General features: G+C 59.1%; 13 protein-coding genes. 6 read left to right on the top strand and 7 right to left on the bottom strand.

The window, feature by feature from the left end:
• Positions 1–58: 58 nt before the first annotated feature.
• The 5 genes from TERRO_RS14260 to TERRO_RS14280 all read left to right on the top strand — a co-directional run bounded on the left by TERRO_RS14260 (position 59) and on the right by TERRO_RS14280 (position 5205).
• Positions 59–877, top strand: coding sequence for a GntR family transcriptional regulator (locus TERRO_RS14260; protein ID WP_014786394.1), 819 nt, complete (start codon positions 59–61; stop codon positions 875–877).
• Positions 874–1788 (top strand): carbohydrate kinase family protein, encoded by a 915-nt coding sequence (locus TERRO_RS14265; RefSeq protein ID WP_014786395.1) that lies wholly within the window; start codon positions 874–876, stop codon positions 1786–1788. The genes TERRO_RS14260 and TERRO_RS14265 overlap by 4 nt, the downstream gene beginning before the upstream one ends.
• Before the next feature lie 186 nt (positions 1789–1974).
• Positions 1975–2859 (top strand): hydroxypyruvate isomerase family protein, encoded by an 885-nt coding sequence (locus TERRO_RS14270; RefSeq protein WP_014786396.1) that lies wholly within the window; start codon positions 1975–1977, stop codon positions 2857–2859.
• Positions 2860–2929: 70 nt separating this feature from the next.
• Positions 2930–3517 carry a gluconate 2-dehydrogenase subunit 3 family protein gene (locus tag TERRO_RS14275; protein ID WP_169315310.1) on the top strand — a complete coding sequence of 196 codons (588 nt, stop codon included), beginning with the start codon at positions 2930–2932 and terminating at the stop codon, positions 3515–3517.
• A complete protein-coding gene (locus tag TERRO_RS14280) occupies positions 3514–5205 on the top strand; it encodes a GMC oxidoreductase (RefSeq protein ID WP_014786398.1) in 1692 nt (563 codons plus the stop codon). The genes TERRO_RS14275 and TERRO_RS14280 overlap by 4 nt, the downstream gene beginning before the upstream one ends.
• A 66-nt stretch (positions 5206–5271) precedes the next feature.
• Here the strand turns inward: TERRO_RS14280 and TERRO_RS14285 are convergent, their stop codons facing one another.
• Positions 5272–5688 carry a c-type cytochrome gene (locus TERRO_RS14285; protein WP_014786399.1) on the bottom strand — a complete coding sequence of 139 codons (417 nt, stop codon included), beginning with the start codon at positions 5686–5688 and terminating at the stop codon, positions 5272–5274.
• A gap of 6 nt (positions 5689–5694) precedes the next feature.
• On the bottom strand, positions 5695–7869 hold the full coding sequence (locus TERRO_RS14290; RefSeq protein WP_245536096.1) for a tetratricopeptide repeat protein: 2175 nt from the start codon (positions 7867–7869) through the stop codon (positions 5695–5697).
• A 275-nt stretch (positions 7870–8144) separates the two neighbouring features.
• Here TERRO_RS14290 and TERRO_RS14295 point away from each other — a divergent pair, with 275 nt between their 5' ends.
• Complete coding sequence (locus tag TERRO_RS14295; protein ID WP_014786401.1) at positions 8145–9992, top strand: CRTAC1 family protein; 1848 nt, start codon at positions 8145–8147, stop codon at positions 9990–9992.
• An 11-nt stretch (positions 9993–10003) separates the two neighbouring features.
• Here TERRO_RS14295 and TERRO_RS14300 read toward each other — a convergent pair whose 3' ends face one another.
• The 5 genes from TERRO_RS14300 to TERRO_RS14320 form a co-directional block, all read right to left on the bottom strand.
• On the bottom strand, positions 10004–10516 hold the full coding sequence (locus TERRO_RS14300) for a hypothetical protein (RefSeq protein WP_014786402.1): 513 nt from the start codon (positions 10514–10516) through the stop codon (positions 10004–10006).
• A gap of 41 nt (positions 10517–10557) precedes the next feature.
• The gene (locus TERRO_RS14305) at positions 10558–11682 is read right to left on the bottom strand and encodes a hypothetical protein (protein ID WP_245536097.1); all 1125 of its coding nucleotides are present in this window, start codon (positions 11680–11682) and stop codon (positions 10558–10560) included.
• 83 nt (positions 11683–11765) lie between these two features.
• Complete coding sequence (locus tag TERRO_RS14310) at positions 11766–12944, bottom strand: alkaline phosphatase family protein (protein WP_014786404.1); 1179 nt, start codon at positions 12942–12944, stop codon at positions 11766–11768.
• A 9-nt stretch (positions 12945–12953) separates the two neighbouring features.
• Positions 12954–14378 (bottom strand): tetratricopeptide repeat protein, encoded by a 1425-nt coding sequence (locus TERRO_RS14315; RefSeq protein WP_014786405.1) that lies wholly within the window; start codon positions 14376–14378, stop codon positions 12954–12956.
• Between the two features lie 121 nt (positions 14379–14499).
• A complete protein-coding gene (locus tag TERRO_RS14320) occupies positions 14500–18234 on the bottom strand; it encodes a TonB-dependent receptor (RefSeq protein ID WP_245536098.1) in 3735 nt (1244 codons plus the stop codon).
• Positions 18235–18277 lie beyond the last annotated feature (43 nt).

The following is an 18277-nucleotide window of genomic DNA, read 5'->3' on the forward strand; positions in this document are numbered from 1 at the left end:
GACATCTAACGACCGATTTCATTTGGGCGGGAAGCGTTGCGTACCGTACTCTGGCACCATGCCTCCCCGCAGCATCGATCCCAGTGCAAGTGCAACCCTCAACGACCGTATCTGGAGCGGCATGCCGCGTGAGAACCTTGCGACGCGTGTGGCGAATGCCATTCGGGAGCAGGTGCAGCAGGGCGCACTGCAGCGTGGATCACAACTGCGGAGCGAGGTAGAGCTTTCGCGCGACCTGGGCGTGAGCCGGCAGACGCTGCGCGAGGCTACGCGCATGCTGACGCTTGAAGGCTTACTCACGATCCGGCATGGCATGGGCACGTTTGTGACGGATCCGCCCGTCACACTGAGCAGTCCGCTGAACTCGATGCATTCGATGTCTGCGTTGATTCGCGCGAACGGCGGGGAACCAAGCATTCGAGAGCTAAAGGTGCGACGCCTGACCGCGACAGCAGAGGTTGCAACCGCGTTGCAGATATCAGCCAGCTCGCCGGTAGCAGAGATTCTTCGCGTGCGGTTGATCAGCGGGAAGCCACTGGCGGTTGCGTACGACTACATCGCTTTGCAGGAGAGGCCGGAGGAGACGCTGCAGCTGATACAGAGCTTCGACGGCGGATCCATCTATGACTTCATGCGGACCAAGCTGCAGATGCCATTGCTTTCCAGCGAAGCGTCGTTGACGGCCGTAGCAGCCGGCAAACGCCATGCCGACCTGCTGAAAGTGAAGCAGGGATTTCCCTTGCTGCTGGTGCGTGAGATTCATATGACTGGCAAGCAGAGTCACGGCCTGTACAGCACGGTCTTTCATAATTCCACACTGATGGAGTTCACGCTCGTTCGTCCGGGAAGTCCCGGCAACCACGTCAGCAAGGTATGAGCGACCACCCTGCGGTGTTCGGGAACTTTGCGATAGACGATTTGGTCTTTGCAGACGGCAGCACGCGATGGGGCGTGCCCGGTGGCACTGCGGCCTATGCGGCGCTGGGGGCAGCGTTGTGGACGGGTGGCGCAACGGCAGTCGCACCGCTTGGGGGGGACTATCCCCAGTCCCTGCTGACGCGTGTCGACTGCTCACGCTGCCGGATCATTCCTCACACGATGCGCAACTGGGGCCTGTACGAGGACGATGGCACACGACATTTCGTCAGCCGCAACCGCGATCGCGACTGGTCAGGCTTCTGCCCTACGAGCGAAGATGCTGCGACCGGAACGCAATCGACCGCGCATCTTGCAGCGATGCCTCTGTTGCGAACCCAGTCGCTTATCGCGCATTTGAGGCAGCAGGGCGCGAGCACACTCTCACTCGATGTAGACAATCACGACCTGCAACAGGATGGTTCGTCGGCGCAGGCGCATATCGATCTGATACGGCTTGTCGATCTGTATCTGCCCAGTCAGCAGGATGTCGCGAGACTGTTGCCGGGACTGCCGCCCACGGTTGCGTTACGGAGGCTGCGCGATTACGCACCCAACACCTCGCTGATCGCGATCAAGATGGGCGAGGCGGGCGTGCTTGCACACGTTGCCGGTAGCGATGATTGCATCCGCTTACCGAGTGTTGCGCGCGCCGTTGTCGATACTACCGGGGCGGGCGACGCGTTCTGTGGAGGTGCGCTTGCTGCTTACGCCGAGGGTCTTGGGCCGCTGGACGCGATCGTTCAAGGCTCCGTCTCAGCAGCGCTCTGCGTGGAGGGCTGGGGATGGGAGGGCCTGCTGCAGGTATCTGAGGACGTCAAACGTGAGCGGTCAGCAGACGCCAGAAGCCGCGTCGCAAAAACAACGTTTTAGAAATGTTGACGCTGCGGCACGTAATGCTCTTTGCCTCCAATCGCCTTGTGCATCGTGTCTGGCGACAGCTAAGATGCAGGCCAACGATCTCTTCATCGTCCGCCTGCAATAGCGGTCAAGATGGAGTACCGAAGCCGCCATTTAAGCGCGCTTTATTCACCGAAACTGCCTGCACAGGAGTCACCCATGCCAACTATCTCGCGCCGCGCCATGCTACAGCGGAGCCTTGCCGGCGCAGCCTTTGCAGCGAGTCCCGCATTGTTGCCTGGCCAGAAGCAGGACGCCGCAGAATCGGGTGCTCCGCTTGCTCGCAAGGGCAGGATCAAGCAGTCCGTATGCAAGGGACCCTATCCAGAACTCAGCGTGGATGAGCTGTGCCGCTACGGCGCTCACATCGGCCTGAAGGCCATTGATCTTTTACAGCCGGAGGACTTTGAGACCCCGAAGAAATATGGACTGACGTGTGCCATGGGTTACGCCGGTGCAGGCACGATCAAGGATGGCCTTAACAATCCGGCGAACCACGCATCGATCGAAGCAGCCCTGCGGAAGACGTTACCCGCGGCGGTGAAGGCGGGGGTTCCGAACCTGATCACATTTTCCGGCAACCGCAATGGCATGTCCGATGAAGAGGGTGCGAAGAACACCATTGTCGGCCTGAACCGTATGAAGCGAATGATGGAAGATGCCGGTGTAACGCTTTGTATCGAATTGCTGAACAGCAAGGTGAATCACAAGGACTACATGGCAGACCACACGGAGTGGGGCGTCCAGGTGTTGAAGGAGGTTGGCTCCTCTCATGTGAAGCTGCTCTACGACATCTACCACATGCAAATTATGGAAGGTGATCTGATCAACACCATCCAGAAGAACATTGCGTACATCGGCCACTTCCACACGGGCGGCGTTCCGGGGCGGAATGACTTGAATGATAATCAGGAAGTTCAGTGGGATGGCGTGATGCGTGGTATCGCTGCGACCGGCTTTCAGGGTTATGTAGCGCACGAGTTCAAGCCGCTTGGCGATCCACGTGCAGCCCTGCTGCAGGCGGTGAATCGTTGCGATGTGTAATGCAGGAGAACGGCTGGCGTTGCTTATCGGCCGCGTTTGAATCCGTCAACGGAGGACAAGGAATATGAACATGCAACGACGTGACGTCCTGCGACTGCTGGCCTCTACCGCCGTGATCTCGGCCCTGCCGGTTGAGTTGATGCAGTCGCTTCAGCAAGCACGGGCGCAGAGCGGTCCTGGGGGCAGCCTGCGTACGCTGAATGCGCACCAGAACCTGACCATCACAACCATGAGCGACATCATCATTCCCGAGACCACAACGCCGGGAGCGAAGGGTGCGAAGGTCAACGAGTTCATCGACCTGTTGCTCACCGAGTGGTACGACAAGCCGGACACGGATCACTTTCTACAAGGCATTGCCGAGGCGGACGCGACGAGCCGCAAACGATTTGGCAAAGCCTTTGTCGACTGCACCACTGCACAGCAGGTGCAGTTGATGAAGACCTGGGACGATGAGGCCATGCAGTATGCCCGGGCGTTGAAGGCGAAACCGACGGGGCAGATGCTGCCTCCACCGGCGAATTTCTTCTACACCGTAAAGCGCCTGACGCTGGTGGGTTACTACACCTCAGAGGTCGGCTTCTCAAAGGAACTTGGAAAAACCATCATTCCCATGAAGCATGCGGGTTGTGCACCGCTGTCGGAGGCGCGCTCGTGAACATCCTTACGAATAAGTCCAACACATTCGACGCGATCATTATCGGCTCGGGCATGAGCGGTGGCTGGGCTGCCAAGGAACTAACCGAGAAGGGCATGCAGACGCTTGTGCTCGAGGCCGGCCAGAGCATCATTCCAGAGCGCGACTACGTGGAGCATGTGCCGGTCTGGGATATGAAGTTCCGCGGCTTACGCGATCGCAAGTACGAACAGGCTTTCCAGCCCAATCAGCGACATATCGGTGATGAGTGGAACTCCAAGTTCTTCGTCAACGACGTGGATAATCCGTATACGACACCGCCGGACACGCCATACCTTTTTCTACGCGGGCGCCATGTGGGCGGTCGTTCCGTGATGTGGGGCCGTCAATCCTATCGCTTCAGCGAAATGGACTTTGAAGCGAACCACAAGGACGGCCATGGTGTTGACTGGCCGATTCGCTACAAGGACATGGCTCCCTGGTACGACTACGTCGAAGACTTCATTGGCGTGAGCGGACAGGCGGAAGGTCTGCCGCAACTGCCCGATGGCAAGTTTTTGCCGCCGTTTGAGATGAATTGCGCAGAGATCGCGATGAAGCATGCGGTCGAAGCAAAGTTTCCGCAACGCAGGGTGACGATCGGCCGCACCGCGATTCTTACGGTCGACCATAAGGGCCGCTATGCCTGCCACCAGTGCGGTCCGTGCGATCGAGGATGCATCACGCGGTCGTATTTCAGCAGCGTCAATTCGACGCTGCCGGCTGCGCAGCTTACGGGCAAGATGACACTTCGGCCGATGAGCGTGGTGCACAGCCTGATCTTCGATTCGGCGACACGTCGCGTCACGGGTGTTCGGGTGATCGATGCTGACTCACGGCAGACGATGGAGTATCACGCTAAGGTGATCTTCCTGTGCGCATCGACACTGGAGTCCGCACGCATCCTGATGAATTCTGCCACCAGCGAGTTTCCGAACGGGCTTGCCAATTCAAGCGGTGAACTGGGCCACAACTTGATGGACCACATCTTTCACGCTGGCGCCAGCGGCACGATGCCGGGCTTTGAAGATCACGTTCAACTGGGTAACCGCCCGAACGGCATCTATATTCCCCGCTTCCGCAACGTCCATGACAAGTCGCCCGACTTTGTGCGTGGCTATGGCTTCCAGGGCAGCGCATCTCGCGAAACCTGGGGACGCGGAACGGAGATGGCCGGGTTTGGTGCGGATTTCAAGAACGCGCTGCGCGAGCCGGGTCCATGGCGCATCTCCATTGGCGCGTGGGGCGAGTGTCTGCCGAACCATGACAACTACATGGAGCTGAATCACGACAAGGTAGACGCATGGGGCGTTCCCACGATCAAGATCAATCACAAGTGGCGCGCCAATGAATTAGCCATCTTCAAGGATGCGCAGGTGACTGCTGCCGAGATGCTGGAAGCGGCAGGTGTCAAGGACATCTCGATGTCGACGGTGCCGTCTATACCGGGCGAATGCATTCATGAGATGGGAAGTGCCCGCATGGGGCGCGATCCAAAGACATCCGTCCTGAACGCACACAACCAGGCGCACGATGTTCTGAACCTGTTTGTGACGGATGGATCTTCGATGGCGTCTTCCGCGTGCCAGAACCCTTCCCTCACCTACATGGCGTTGACCGCAAGAGCCTGCGACTATGCCGTGAGCCAGATGAAGAAGGGCGAACTCTAAACGCCGTAGAACAACTACTCTCCGTCTTTAGCCGAAGCCTCGCAGCGAACTCGCTCGAGGCTTTTGCTATTTCGATGGTTCTGGTGAGGCAAGGAGAGTCCAACCATCTTCGGCACGCAGGAACAGAATGAGGGAGCGGATTTCGTTCTCTGTGAGCGCATCCGCGAAGGGCGGCATCATTTTGCCGCCGTCGTGGATCTGGTGGAAGATCTCTTCGTCGGTCTTCCGTTTGCGCACTTCGCGCAGGTTTGGCGCTTTATCTGTGCCGAAGCCTTGCGGGCCGTGGCAGAAGGGGCATCCCGATGCCTTGAAGAGGGCGGCACCGTCTTTCGCGGAAGGTGGAGTTACCTGGTCTGACGGGGCGGCAGATGCCTGCCCTTCAAGGGGAATGCTCGACGTACATCCGGCAACGATCAAGGCGGCGCAAGCAGTGAGCGCTCGCAGATTGCATACGTACTGCTGCTTAATTTTTTTCGGGGACATGACTCTTTACGGCGTCTGCTGTGATGGCAACATACCCTCAGTCAGCGTGGTGTTGGCGATTGTCTTTCCTTGCGCATCCAAGTCATGGATGTGCCAGGGGACGGACTCCTGCGCGATCTCACCGTGCTTCCGCAGATAGTCGAGCGCGTAGGTGCTGGCGGTGGGGTCGTCTTTCTGATCCGCGAAGTAGGCAGCCTGCTTCGTTGCCTGTTCCTTCATGCCGAGGCGGCGATACAGGATTGCGAGGTTGTAGTGTGCGGCGAGATCATCGGGATCAATGCTCTGCACCTTCTCGTATTCCTCGCGGGCTTCGTCATAGCGGTGTTGCTGGTAGTAGCTGAAACCAAGCTCGCGGTGGGCATCGCGCGAACGCGGGAACTGCTCTTCCACCTTCTTTAGATTCGCAATGGCTTCGCTGACCTGTCCCTCGTTCCGCTCGATCAGCGCGAGATAATAAAGGGCTCTCGCGTTATTGGGAGCAAGTGACAGCGCCTTGTTCAAGCTTGGCAGTGCATCCTCATACTTCTCCCACTGAATGTTCGCGATGCCGATGTTGGTGAAGGCGTCGGCGTAATCCGGACGCAGCCTCGCAACCTGCTGGAAGGCGTGGACACTTGCCGCATACTGCTGCGCATCCAGCAGCGCAACGCCGTAGTTGTTCCAACGCATCCACTCGGGATTCTCGTCTTTCAGCGGCTGCACCGAGGGGTTCTCGCCGAGGCTGAAGATGCGCGTGGTGCTGACCATGTCGACGATGGGCTGGTTGTAGCCGGGCTTCAGCGCGAAGTTGATGAAGTGCTGATCGAAGCGACGGTAACGCACGGTCGCCGTGACGCTCAGCGGTCCCTTGGTGCCTGCGGGCATCGTGAAGCAATAGCGGACTACCTGGGAACGTCCGCTTTGCAGACCGTTGTTGTAGGCGACCACGCGATTGTTCCAGACCTGGTGGAGATCGTTCAGCGTGCTGGTGTTGTTGACGAGTCGGTTGGTGAAGCTGTGCGCGGCCGGATCGAGGTCGCCGCCCGGTTCGATCTCGCCGCTTTGCTTCACGATCTTGCCGTCCGCGGTGCTGACGGTGAACTGCACCCAGCTCTCGTACATGTCGCGCTGTTCCGGCACATGCGAGTGAGCGATGCCCTTGTTCTGGATGACGACGGACACTGTGACGCGCTCGCCCCCCTTGAGGCGGAAGGGCTTGCGTCCCAGTGGTGCGATCTGCGGCTGGCCATCGACATCAAGCGCGAAGAGATCGACGTTGAAGACGCCATTCTCGAGGAACTCTTTTACGCGCCGAAGCTGCTCAGGATAGTTGTAGTACGTCGGGATCAGCGTGTTGGCGCCCAGCCATCGGTGGCTAGCAAGCTTGCCTTCCTTCGCACCGGGGTCGCGGCCGGTAAGTGCCTCGCGCGGCATGTGGCAGGTTCCGCAGTTTGATACCGCGGGCTTGACGTAGAACGGCAGTGGGGACTCTTTGGCAAAGGACGAGTTCTGCCATTCGTCATACGGCGTCATTGCTCGCTGCCACTTATAGTCATTCAGCTCGTGTGGGAGCGCAGCCTTATGGCAGGCTGCACACATTTCGCTGGTGCGGTAGAACGGCTTCATTACCGCTGCTTTATGCCGGTCCAGATGTGACAGGATCTCGATGTCAGAAACCTTCCGGTGAATGGGCTGACCATCTTCGTCGAGCAGAACTGCTGCGGGCGCTAAAACGTAACTGCCCGTGCCTCGGGCATCTACTTTTTGAATGCTGTGACAGACGGAGCAAGTTACTCCGTCCTGGTCATAGGGGCGCTTCTTGGTTCCGCCCTGCGTCAGCACGCCGGCTGTCATAGCGATGGGGTCGTGGCAGCCTTCGCAGTGCCGCGAGAACTCGATGCCCTTACTGTCATTCAGAAGGTTGACGTTCTTGAGATACCACGGCGCGCGATTGGCGTTTGAGTGTGCCGATTCGCGCCACTGCTGGTGCGCTTCCTGGTGACAGTGCCCGCAATATTGTGCGGTGGGAAAGTCTTTTGGATCGATGAACTGGCCGTTGTCCGTCGTCATGTTAGACGGCATAAAAGGAAGGTCTTTTCCGTAGCGGAAGTTATAGGTCGCGGCGATCTTATCCGTGTAAGTCTTACGCGCCTGTGCGTGAGTCTCTTCGTCCGTAGCCGCCATGGCCGCGGCTGGACGCAAAACATGATGCGTTGTGTACAAGCCTACAAGTAAGACGGCTCCAGCAACCATAGACGCGAGGAAGCGGCTCGCACTTTGATCGATATGCACTGGAAGATATCTCATGACGCTCAGGACCTATTGGGTTTCGGCGGGGGAATCGTAACGCATTTGTAGAGTCATGTCACTCAGAGAAATTGAGCGGATCGCGCAGTTCCGTAACAGGAAACGTGCGAAGAAATCCTCGACCGAAACGACGTCGCAGTATAAGGTGGTTTCTCGATAGAGGGTCTAACGTGTCACGCTCGTCCATCGTCTGCACCGTACTGTTGTCTGTCTTGCTGGGCGCACCGGCAAGGGGTCAAAGCGCATTGGAGTCGCACACTCCTGGCCCACAGGAGGGAGCGCAATCCCCTGCTCGCGGTGGCTCGTCTACGGCGGGTGTCTTCAAGCCAAATTACGACAGCAGCAATCGGCCGATCACGGCCGGCGGCACGGTGAAGAGCGGGCCGCATGTCTTTCAGAACGTTGCGACTGTAGCAGGCCTGAGCACCTGGAAGCACGTCATGGGTGCGCCGGATAAGCCTTATCTGCTGGATACCATTGGCTCTGGTGTGGCGTTGCTCGACTTCGATGGCGATGGCTGGATCGACATCTACCTGGTGAACGGATCGACCCGCGATGCCATGGCCGGGAAGTCTCACGCTCCACATGCTGCGCTCTTCCGGAACAATCACGACGGCACCTTCACCGACGTAACAGCGAAAGCTGGCGTGACGAACGATCGCTGGGGTTTCGGCGCGGTTGTCGGCGACTTTGACAATGACGGGCATCCCGACATCTACGTGTCTAACTTCGGACAGAATCGCCTGTATCGGAATAATGGCAATGGTACGTTTACCGACGTTGCGGAGAAGGCCGGCGTGTTGCTGGGTAACTGGTCTACCGGCGCGACGTGGGGAGACTACGACGGTGACGGACGTCTTGACCTGTTCGTGCCGGGCTATGTGCACTGGGATGAAAAGGATCTTCCCAACTCCGGGATGGGTGGTGTGACGTACAGCTTTTGCACCTATCGCGGCGTGCGCGTCCTGTGTGGGCCGCATGGTCTTCATGGCGAGAAAGACCACCTGTTCCACAACAATGGCGACGGCACGTTTAGCGACGTCAGCGAGAAAGCCGGCGTCGGGGATAAACCTGGCTACTATGGCCTGTCCTCCGTGTTTGTAGACATCAACAACGATGGCAAGCCGGATCTTCTGGTTGCGAACGATTCGACGCCTAACTACCTTTATCTGAACCGCGGCGACGGCACCTTTGAGGATGCCAGCTATGCATCCGGCTACGCGCTCAACAAAGAGGGTCGAGAGACTGCGGCGATGGGTATTGCAATTGGAGACCAGCGCCACACGGGTAACCTGGACGTCTTTCACACGACCTTTTCCGACGACTACAAGCCGCTGTATGAGAACGACGGGAAGGCAAACTTTACCGACATCAGCTACGACGCAGCGTATGCCGAACTGACGATTCCCTTTCTTGGTTGGGGTACCGCCTTTATCGACTTCGATAACGATGGCTGGCAGGATCTGCTGACGGTCAACGGACACGTCTATCGCAATGCGGACACGAATCGCTGGGGAACCTCGTGGGCAGAGCGCCCGCTTCTCTTCCGTAATGACGATGGCAAGAAGCTTGAGCCGGTGGCGGCGGTCGATGGGACGGCACTGGCTGAGGTGTTCACAGCGCGTGGTCTTGCGGTGGGCGACCTGTTCAACGATGGCCGCGTCGATGCCGTAATCAACAACATGGACGGTGCACCTGCCCTGCTTCGCAACACTGCGAAGCCCAATGGCAACTGGCTTGGCGTGGTTCTCGTCGGCCGCTCGCCGGACAACGCCGATGGGATCGGGGCGTCAGTCTATCTGACGGTGTCGGGTAGCCGGCAACGTGTCGATCGTTTTGCCGGTGGCAGCTTTGCTTCCAGCAGCGACCCGCGCCTTCACTTCGGACTTGGCTCTGCAAGCAAGGTGGACCAGCTTGAAGTCCACTGGCCAAGCGGCAAGATCGAACACTTCCCGGTCGCCTCAATCAACGCCTACGTCACCTTGCGTGAAGGCACCGGCACACCCGCAGCGCAATAGCGCTGCTAGGTTTAGCGCGTGCGCTGCAGAGTGACGAAGTCACGACCGACGTAGAGCTTCAGTCCGTCCGCGTTGGCACCTGGCATCATCTGTAACGGCCGCGGCCGCGTCATTGCTGCCTCGCGCGTAATCGGCACTTGGAATAGCTCATTGCCGCCGAGGTCCAGGACGATGAATCCCTTCTCCGGCAAGAATCCACAGCCGTATGCGCCCGGAGCGATGCGCTTGCCGCCCGCTTCGAGCGGGACGTCTGTCAACAAGTAGAACTGATAGGTTTCGCGCTGTGCGGTGGAGTAGCCGCTGGTGTCCACAATGCCCGCGAGTGTCACCATGCCGTCGCTGTAGCGGAATGCTGCACTGTTGCGAATCTGCACAGTGGCCGATTGACTACGGAAGAAAACCTGCGAAGGCATCAGCCTCTCCACTTCCGCAGGTGGTTGCACGCCCGGTGCCGGGGCTGTCTGGCCGTAGGAGGCTGCCGGGATCACGCACACGGCCAGCACCAGACGCATCATCAATCGCATAGATCTCCCTACCTCAACCTGCGAGGCCGCACTGCTCACAACTATCCTAAGGAATGACGAAGCAAGGTTCCCAGATCCATGCGCGATCTGGACTCGACGCCGCGCGGCATGACGGGGCCCACGGCGATCGCCGTACTGTGACCCTCGAACCAGGCGATGAAGACAGACCTGTCCGCGGCAGGCAATCGCTGCTGATCGATCCACTGGTAGTAAGCGCCCATGTCCGCGTCAATTAACGAGCCGAGTGGGTCTACTGAGTCGTCGCCCGGCTTGTCTGAGAGCAGTTCATGCATGGGTCTCTGCCGCTGCCGCGGCGCATAACGCACCAGCAAGCTGACTGCCTGTGCGCGGCGCAGGACTTCGCGAGCCGTCCACTGGGCGAACGTGGTGCTGAAGATCTGTGTTCCGGATCCTTCCGTCAGCAACTTGATCTGAAAACGATTCAGGACGGGGTCGCCCTTCATTCCCAGATTCTCCGGCTGCAGCCGTATCAGGTTCGAGCGGAGCTGTTCCGGGCCCATTCCCGGCTGGCTGACCTGCTGCGCGATGTATTGCAGCAGTGTCCGACGCGCTGGACGCAGCTCCGCATACGAGACCGAGACCACGTCAGGGCTGTGCTGCGCAGTCACGCCACCATCGACATACCAATGACCATAGGGCTCTGCATGGGTAGCGGCCCGCGCAGAGAATGCGTCCAAAATCTGCTGGAGCCCATTGGCAGGATCCAGACCGCTGAAGAGCGTACCGTGAGGGCGCAGCCTCTCGAAAAAGCGGCCCTCATAGTTTTCGACACCTTGCCCGATGACAGCGACACCAAGTCTGGGTATTGGTGGTGCACTGATCGATTTCCGGGTTGCTTGCATACGCGTGCCGAAGGCCTGTGCGGTCTCGCGGAAGCGATCCATCTGATGGGACGACCAGAGGTAGCTCGACAGACTTTCCAGAAAGTGGGCCGGCTGGTTGACCCAGTCTTCCTGTTCCAGGGCTGCCGTGATCCGTATCTGTGCGAATGCGTGGAACCATTCCTGAAGCTGGTTCGCGGAGAGGCTCGCCAGCGTACTGAGCTCCCGTTCGATCTCTGTGCGCTCTGCAGGAAAGCCGTAGTCGTACTCGATGATCTCTCGCAACAGGCTTGAGAGGTAACTCAGCGGCAGTTGCTGCAGCAATGCCAGATGCTGCAAGCACAGAGCCCGCGCCTGCTCTGGATATCGAGTGAAGGAATCCGGTTTGAGTTCGGATGGAAGCATGGCTATAGCAACTCTCGGATAAGGCTGCCATTGGAAAGGCCCGCAGAGAAACCCATCATGGCTCCAAGGGTCGGAACGAGATCGATGGACTGCACGGGCCGGTCGTAGACGACGCCATGCCTTACGCCCGCGCCGAGCGCCATCATCCACGTTGTGCGTGATGCGGCCCCGCCCGTGCGGTGGTGCTGGAAGCCATTGGCTCCGGCGTCCGTATCTGCATCTCGACCGAAGTCGGGCAGGATCAGCAACGTCGTGTTGCCTGCGTATTCCGGATCCTTCTGAACGCTGTCCCACAAGTCCGCGCAGAGCCGGTCTGTCCGTCGGATCGCATCGACGTAGAGCGAGTAGGCGCCGGAGTGAGCTATATCGATGTCATGCAGGGTGATCCACAACAGGCTTGGAGATTCCTCTCGCATCAGCTGTTTCACGATGTACATGGAGAGTTCATCCGGGCTGGATGCCGTACGCGCGTGTGCCGTGAAATCGCTGACCGAAAGTTTGAGGATTCGGTCGAGCTGTTGCAGTTCGACCTCGCTGCCGCCCAGTCGAGCGGCGTTAAAAGGGTTCTCGTAGTTGTCCTGCAGCAGGTGCGCGAAGTCTCCCGTGCGGCCTGCGGATGCTGCCTCCAGCAGATGCTTCGGCAGGATGACACCTGCGCCATGTCCCGGGCCGAAGGAACGGCTGTTGCTTTCGCCGATCCGGTTGAAACCATTGCTCGGCGCGACAACCCACGTGTCGCTGCTGGGCCGCTTCAGGTCCTTTCGAAAGTACTCGAAGACGGTGGGATGTTCGGGCGGCGTGACGGCGAAGTTGTTCAGTGTTTCGTAGACGCCGGTGGTGAGGCTGGCGGTCGCGACATAGTGCCCGAGAATGCCGGCGTTTGTGACGTGCGTAAAGAAGCTCGATTGGGGTGCCAGCATCTGCAACATATTGGGGATGTTGTGCTGGCCCTCTGGTGCGAAGGTCTCCTGGTCGCGAGCGCCGCCGCCGAAGGTGACAACAATCACTTTGCGCTTCTTCTGCGTGGCCTGACCGTAGAGAAAGGGACTGCCGCTGACCAGCGCCGAGCCGAGCGCGACACCTGCGACATCGCGCAAGAAGTCCCGGCGCGTGCGACCGATGTAGCGTGCCAGTTCCGGCCCATTCGGTACAGGTGCGATCTGGTGTGCGCGATGAATCATGCGTCGCTCCTAGGGCTGCGCCGGGCCGGCGGGACTGCCACTGACGACAAACTGCTGCACGTCTGCCTTGGCCTTGTCTTCGGCTGCATGATTTTGCGCCTGCAGACGTTTGAATTGGTCAAACTCATTCTCCGCCTTGTCCTTTAAACCAGCGTGCAGGTAATACCGGCCCATTCGAAAGTGAGCGTCGGACGAGAGCGGGTCAAGTTGCAGGGCTCGCTCATACTGCGGCAGTGCTTTCTCATACTCACGCTGCTCGGTGTAGAGGATGCCGAGCTGCAGATGTGCGTCCGCAAGTTTGTCATTGAGCGTGGTTGCTTTTTGAAGCAGAGCCTCCACGGCCGGGTAGTCCACACCTGTGGTCCCTTGCCGGTTGCCCTTCCAGAGACTCATTCCGTAGTAGAACTGGGCGAGTCCATTGCGCGGCTCGAGTTCGGCATAGCGGCGAAAGTGTTCGATCGCGGCTTCGGCCTGACTGGGGGCGCTCAGGTAGGCCTTGGACAGGTAGAGGTAGCAGCGTGCATCCGAGGGACTGGCGTCGGCACCGCGCAGCAGCACGCGCACTGACTCCTCGAAGTCTCCGCGGGCATAGAGAGACATGCCAAGACCGACGAGAATCCGAGAGGAGTCAGGGTAGCGCTGAGCACCGGACCGGAAGACCTCGATCGCTGCAACATAGGTTCGGTGCGCAAGAAGCTCCGTACCCCATGCGAAGAGGTTCTCCTCACTTGGATCCTGATGTGCCGCAGCCGCGAACTCATTGACTGCATCGATGAATCGGCCCTGCTTCTCGGCGATCTGCCCGGCCAGGTTATGAAGATCGCCAGATGGCCGCTTCCGCAATAACGTCTCCGTCAACCGCTGCGATGCGACAACCTGGCCGCTCATGAGATACGCCAGTGCCAGGTCGTAGCCTGTGTCGTAGTCGTCCGGGTGGAGCTTCTGCGCAGTTTGCAGCAGCGGAATCGCTGAGTCGATTCGGCCCGATTGCAGATAGAGGCCTGCGAGGTGACGAGCAGCGTCGTAGTTGGTCCGATCAAGCTCGAGCGCTCGTTTGTACTCCGGCTCTGCTGCCTCAGGCTGGCCGGCGTGAACGAGGCTGGTTGCGAGGTTGGCATGGGCGAGTGCAGATGCGGGATTCAAGGCAACCGCCAATCGCAACTGTTTTAGAGCGTCCGGCGTGCGGGACTGCGCCGCGTAGGCGAGACCGAGCATCTCATGCGCTTCAAAATTCCGTGGTGCTTTTACGATTATCTTTTCAAGAACTACGGATGCTTCTCGATAGTCGCCTTTGTCGTAGGCGGCGGAGGCAGCACGGAGCTCGGCGGTTGCCGTGTCGTTGGAGCGTGTCTTTGCCGGCTGCGCATTGGCAGCCATGGCACAGCCGACGAGCAGGATGCGAATGACTGCGAACGACCTTTGCTTCTGATTCACGCTACGCCTGCGCTGAGGACTTGCATTTCTAGTAGCCTGGACGACTTTCTCTGTTGCTCGAAAATGAACTTGGAGCGTGCCGGGATCGACACGCTCCAAGAGTACCCGCCAGCGATGCTGGTTAGTAGTAGAACTTCAGTGCAAATTGGATCTGGCGAGGATCATAGGGAGCGTCGCGCGTGGAACCAATCTCACCGAAGGTGGAGCTATTGAAGTTGAGCGAGTTACCCACCGCGACGACACCGTTACCACCGAAGCCCGGCGCGTTGAAGTTGGGGTGGTTCAGGATGTTGAAGAACTCCGAGCGGAACTGGAGCGAGTACCGGTCTGTGAACTGGAAGTTCTTGAAGAGTGAGAGGTCGAAGCGCTTGAATGGCGGTCCAAAGGTGGTGGAAGGACCAGCGCCGAGGATCTGACCTCCGGTAAGCGGGATGCAACCAGCCGGCGAGTTCGGGATGGGACCGTTGAAGCCGAGGACGCAGGGCTGCTGGAAGGCTGCCGGATTTCCGAACCAGCTCAGCTTCTTGTTGCTGTCGAGATGCAGACCCAGCTTCTGGGATTGTCCTGCGACGTTGACCGAGTTGCAGTTGGTGCCGGAGGTCGTGGATGTCGGGCAGCTAATCGAAACTGGCTGGCCACCCTGCAGCGTCACGATGTACTGGACGGTCCATCCGCCGACTGCGGTATTCATGGCACGACCTGCTTGCGCGAGGAACATCTTGTTCTTGCCGAAGGGCAGTTCATAGGAACCGCTGCCGTGGAAGACGTTACGGATGTCGAAGGCCGCAAGACCCCAGTCGATGCGTGTCCCAAGTCCAGGGACATACGGTGCCCGGAAGCCGTTGACGCTGCCGCCATTCAACAGATCGGGGGAGTTGGTCATCGTCTTGGAGTACGTATAGGTCAGCAGGAAGGAGAAGCCGTGCGCGAAGCGCTCTTCCAACTTTGTTTGCAGGCCGTTATACACACTGGCGCCGAGTGTCTGCTGATAGCTACCGCCACGACCGAAGTCAGGGAATGGCACGTAGTTACGGTTCGTTGGAGACTCCGGCAGTGAGTTGTTCCGCGTAAGGGAGGTGTTCGCAGGGATCAGCTGCGACACGCGGTTGTTGCCGATGCCCACTTGAAGATGGCTTGCGTGGGTGTAGACGTATGCGACGGTCGCGGACATGTTATGTGTCACCGCGTACTGCAGACTCAGGTTCGAGCTAATGGTATTCGGTGTCTTGAAGTCGAACTGCAGACCCTGCAAGCCGAGACCGGAGGCGTTGACTGCGAGCGGTGTGAAGGCTCCGCAGGAAAGGCCCGATCCGATGGTCGCACTGCCACCCGGTCCTGCGGTCGCGCAGGTTCCGTAGGGATTCGATCCGGAACTGAACGGAGCAGAGTCCGAACCGTTGTTCTGGAAGTTGAAGTTGTAGACGAAGGGATAGTTTTCGCCGATGTTCGGACCGTATCCCGCGTTCTGGAAGGCGTTGAAGAAGAGCCCGATACCGGAGCGGACTACGAACTTGGGTGTCGCCTCCCACGCGAAGCCGAAGCGTGGTGCAAAGTTGTTCTTTTGCGTCTGCACGAGCGCCTTACCGTAGGCATCCGTCTGCAGTAGCGCGATGCCATCCTTGGCCAGCAGGTCAAGGAAGCCATTGCCATTCAGTCCTGGGTTGTTTGCGGTCGACGACAGGGCGCGGTTTGCCTTACCGGTCGCAGGCAGAATATAGGTCGGTGTGCCGTTCGGCGGTCCACCCTGCACGAAGTTTGCCTGGGCGCCGTTCGCCTCGGAGATGGGGCTGAAGTAATCCCACCGCAGACCCATGTTCAGTGTCAGGCCCGGAGTGACTTTGAAGTCATCCTGGAAGTAGCCGGCCCAGTAGCTGCGAACGTCGTAGGTCTTACTGATGTTCGACATCTGTACCTGGTTCGCGCCACCGATAAAGCTGACGCCATTCGGCACCGTGGTAGCCCGCGGCGTTACGAGGAACTGCGCGCGGCCCGTCTGATCGCCGCCCTGATTTGGTACACCGGCAAAGTTCCCGGTGAACTGGAAGTCACCGCGAGAGTAGGCGGGCTGCAGCGTGTTGAAGTGAACGTTCTGATACTCGAAGCCGGCTTTGAAGCTATGCCGACCGTAGACTTTTGTGAAGTCATCGACCACCTGCAGCGTCTGGCTTACTTCATCGGAGGGAAGGAAGTCGTTGCTGCCCAGGTTGCTAAGGCCGGAGATGCTGATCGACGGCAGGCCGCCGTTCAGATTGCCTTGGGGAACGCCCTGGATGCCGTACTGCGCGGGTATGCCCTCGACTGCACCCACCGGACCGGTCCGCGTGGTGTGCAGGTGATTAAAGCCGATGCGCGCCACGTTGATGGTGCTGGGCGTGAAGACATGAGTGAAGGCCAACACCGACTGTTGAGACTTTGCCGTCTGATTGCCCTGCTGGAAGCCACCGCCATCAGCGACACCGCCGAAGATGCCGGGGATGAAATTCGGATCGTCTACGTAGCTGAAGCGACCGAAGATCTGGTTTTTGTCAGATGGGTTGTAGTCCACACGAACGTCGAAGGCGTTACGGCGCTCATAGAGAGCGGGGCTGTTCGTGTAGTTCGAGGTAAACGACGAATTCAGCGGAGTTGGGTAGAGGTTCATCAGCTTGACCGCGTTCGGATCGAGCCGTCCTGCAGGGATCTGGTTCAGGTTGCAATTCGCTAGGGTGAAAGTTGCCGTGGAGGGTCCGCAGGAGCCGAAGGGATCGCGGACGAAGACGGCACTGGAGCTGTTATTCGTTCGTCCCGAGACCGGATCGACCGCCCCCGCCGCCACAGAGCGCGTCGTTGCAGGGTCCAGGATTGTGCCGTAGGGGATGCTGCGGCCGACGCCGTCGATGCGCGCCGCGCCGGACTGGCCCGTGATGAGATCCGAGAGGTTGGTATAGCCGCTGTTCCGTTCGGTCAGTGTCGGTACGCTACCCGTTAAGACCGTTCCCTGCACGCGGCGCAGTCCCTCATAGTCTCCGAAGAAGAACGCCTTGTTTTTCCAGATGGGACCGCCGGCGGCAGCGCCGAACTGGTTCTGACGCAGCTTGCCCTTCTTAATTCCATTGTTGTTTTCAAACCAATCGGCGGCGTCGAGTTTGTCGTTGCGGAAGAACTCCCAGATGGCGCCGTGCAGCGAGTTTGTGCCCGACTTGACGGTTGCGTTCAAGACCGCACCAGCCGAACGGCCAAGTTCGGCGCTGAAGTCTGCGGTCTGAACCTTGAACTCCTGGATAGCGTCCACGGGCGGCAGGATGACGAAGTTTGTGCCGTTCAGGAAGTCTGCTGCGTTGGAGTTGTTGTCGATACCGTCGAGCAGGTAGTTGTTTTGCGAAGGTTGCAGCCCGTTGGCGGTAAAGGCGCCGGAAGCAGCGTTACCGCGTGTGTCTGCCTGCGAGGTATTCACGCCGGCGCTTAACTGTGCAAGGAAGGTAAAGTTACGGCCATTCAGCGGAAGACTCTTGATGGTTCGTTCATCGATGACCTGTCCAACCGACGACTCATCGGACTGCAGTTGCGGCGGAGCAGTGGTGACGGTCACCGTCTCATTGGTGGAACCGGTCTTCAATTGAACGACAACCTTCAGATCCTGACCAACCGCCACTGTCATGTTCTGCTGAGTCGTACTGGAAAATCCCGGTGCGGCGACCGTGATGGTGTAATGACCGATTCTGACTGGCGAGAAGGTGTAGGTACCACTGCTGCTTGAACGCGTCTCCAGCGTGATGCCCTGATCCGTGTTTCGCAGCGTCACCTGCGCATCCGCGACAGCGGCTCCAGTCGTATCCAAGACCGTCCCGGAGATGGAGCCCTGATCGACCTGGGCCATTGCAGGCGCGGCTACAGAGAGACTGAGCGCCGCAACGGCAAAG

The sequence above is a fragment of the Terriglobus roseus DSM 18391 genome (assembly GCF_000265425.1).
Taxonomy (GTDB): domain Bacteria; phylum Acidobacteriota; class Terriglobia; order Terriglobales; family Acidobacteriaceae; genus Terriglobus; species Terriglobus roseus.

What these genes read in the sequence shown, in the direction of transcription:
- TERRO_RS14265 (WP_014786395.1), top strand. Translation starts at nt 874, where the DNA reads ATGAGCGACCACCCTGCGGTGTTCGGGAACTTTGCGATAGACGATTTG.
- TERRO_RS14275 (WP_169315310.1), top strand. Translation starts at nt 2,930, where the DNA reads ATGCAACGACGTGACGTCCTGCGACTGCTGGCCTCTACCGCCGTGATC.
- TERRO_RS14260 (WP_014786394.1), top strand. Translation starts at nt 59, where the DNA reads ATGCCTCCCCGCAGCATCGATCCCAGTGCAAGTGCAACCCTCAACGAC.
- TERRO_RS14285 (WP_014786399.1), bottom strand. Translation starts at nt 5,688, where the DNA reads ATGTCCCCGAAAAAAATTAAGCAGCAGTACGTATGCAATCTGCGAGCG.
- TERRO_RS14310 (WP_014786404.1), bottom strand. Translation starts at nt 12,944, where the DNA reads ATGATTCATCGCGCACACCAGATCGCACCTGTACCGAATGGGCCGGAA.
- TERRO_RS14300 (WP_014786402.1), bottom strand. Translation starts at nt 10,516, where the DNA reads ATGCGATTGATGATGCGTCTGGTGCTGGCCGTGTGCGTGATCCCGGCA.
- TERRO_RS14320 (WP_245536098.1), bottom strand. Translation starts at nt 18,234, where the DNA reads ATGGCCCAGGTCGATCAGGGCTCCATCTCCGGGACGGTCTTGGATACG.
- TERRO_RS14270 (WP_014786396.1), top strand. Translation starts at nt 1,975, where the DNA reads ATGCCAACTATCTCGCGCCGCGCCATGCTACAGCGGAGCCTTGCCGGC.